General features: G+C 75.8%; 1 protein-coding gene. It reads left to right on the top strand.

Annotated features, from left to right (window positions below; genetic code table 11):
• On the top strand, positions 1–1608 hold a 1608-nt coding region (priA, locus tag OZN99_RS31190), incomplete at both ends, for a replication restart helicase PriA (RefSeq protein WP_270939081.1).

Raw genomic sequence — 1608 nt, 5'->3', positions numbered from 1 at the left:
GGTCCCGGCGAGGTCCGGTCCGGCAGCGACCTGGCGGAGGCCGCGGGCGTCTCCGCGGGCGTGGTGCGCGGGCTGGCGGATGCCGGGCTGCTGGTGCCGGCGCTGCTCCCGAAGGGCGCCGCCTTCCCGCGCCCGGACCCGGATCATCCCGGGCCCGCCCTGGCGCCCGACCAGGCCGCCGCGGCCGAGGCGCTGCGCGGCAAGGTGGCGGCGCGGGCCTTCGGCGTGACGTTGCTGACCGGCGTGACGGGCTCCGGCAAGACCGAGGTCTATCTCGACGCCGTGGCGGAATGCCTGCGCCAGGGCCGGCAGGCGCTGGTGCTGCTGCCGGAGATCGCGCTCTCGGCGCAGTGGCTGGAACGGTTCCGCCGACGCTTCGGCGTGGACCCGGCGCTGTGGCATTCCGAGCTCTCCTCCCGCACCCGGCGCGACACCTGGCGCGCGGTGGCGGAAGGCGAGGCGCCGGTGGTGGTGGGGGCGCGCAGCGCGCTGTTCCTGCCCTTCCCCGATCTCGGCCTGATCGTGGTGGACGAGGAGCACGAGACCGCCTTCAAGCAGGAGGACGGCGTGATCTACCACGCGCGCGACATGGCGGTGGTGCGCGCGCGGATGGCGCAGGCGGCCTGCGTGCTGGTCTCCGCCACGCCCTCGCTCGAGACGCTGACCAATGCGGAGACCGGGCGCTACGACCACCTGCACCTGGCGGAACGGCACGGCAGCGCGGGGCTGCCGCGGGTGGAGGCGATCGACCTGCGCAGGCACCCGCCGGAGCGCGGGCGCTTCCTCTCGCCGCCGCTGATCGAGGCGGTCAAGGACACGCTGGCGCGCGGCGAGCAGGCGATGCTGTTCCTCAACCGCCGCGGCTACGCGCCGCTGACGCTGTGCCGTGCCTGCGGCCACCGGCTGCGCTGCCCGAACTGCACGGCCTGGCTGGTGGAGCACCGCGCCCAGCGCCGGCTGCAATGCCACCATTGCGGCCATGCGGAGCCGATCCCCGCGCAATGCCCGGAATGCAGCGCGCAGGGATCGCTCACGCCGGTGGGCCCCGGTGTGGAGCGCGTGCTCGAGGAGGTGCAGGCGCTGTTCCCCGACGCCCGGCGCATCGTCATGGCGTCCGACACCATCCCCGGCCCGGCGGCGGCCACCGCGGCGGCGGAGGCGATCGCGGCACGGCAGGTGGACCTGATCATCGGCACACAGATCGTGGCCAAGGGCTGGCACTTCCCGCACCTGACGCTGGTCGGCGTGGTGGATGCCGATCTCGGCCTGGCCGGCGGCGACCTGCGCGCGGCCGAACGCACGCTGCAGCTGCTGCACCAGGTGAGCGGCCGCGCCGGCCGCGCGGAGGCACCGGGCGTGGTGCTGCTGCAGACCTTCAGCCCGGACCATCCGGTGATGCGCGCCCTGGTCTCGGGCGATGTCGCGCAGTTCATGGCGGAGGAGGCGGCGGGGCGTCGCCCCGGCCACTGGCCGCCCTTCGGCCGCCTGGCCGCGCTGATCGTGAGTTCCGAGGACGAGCGCGAGGCCGACCGCGCGGCGCGCGACCTGGGCCTGGCCGCGCCGCGCGTCGCGGGAGTGGAGGTGCTGGGCCCCGCGCCGGCGCCGCTG

Origin of the sequence: Falsiroseomonas oryzae (assembly GCF_027856955.1) — a bacterium.
GTDB lineage: Bacteria > Pseudomonadota > Alphaproteobacteria > Acetobacterales > Acetobacteraceae > Falsiroseomonas > Falsiroseomonas oryzae.
Note: the sequence above shows the minus strand (reverse complement) of the source record. Positions and strands in the feature narration are given on the sequence as shown.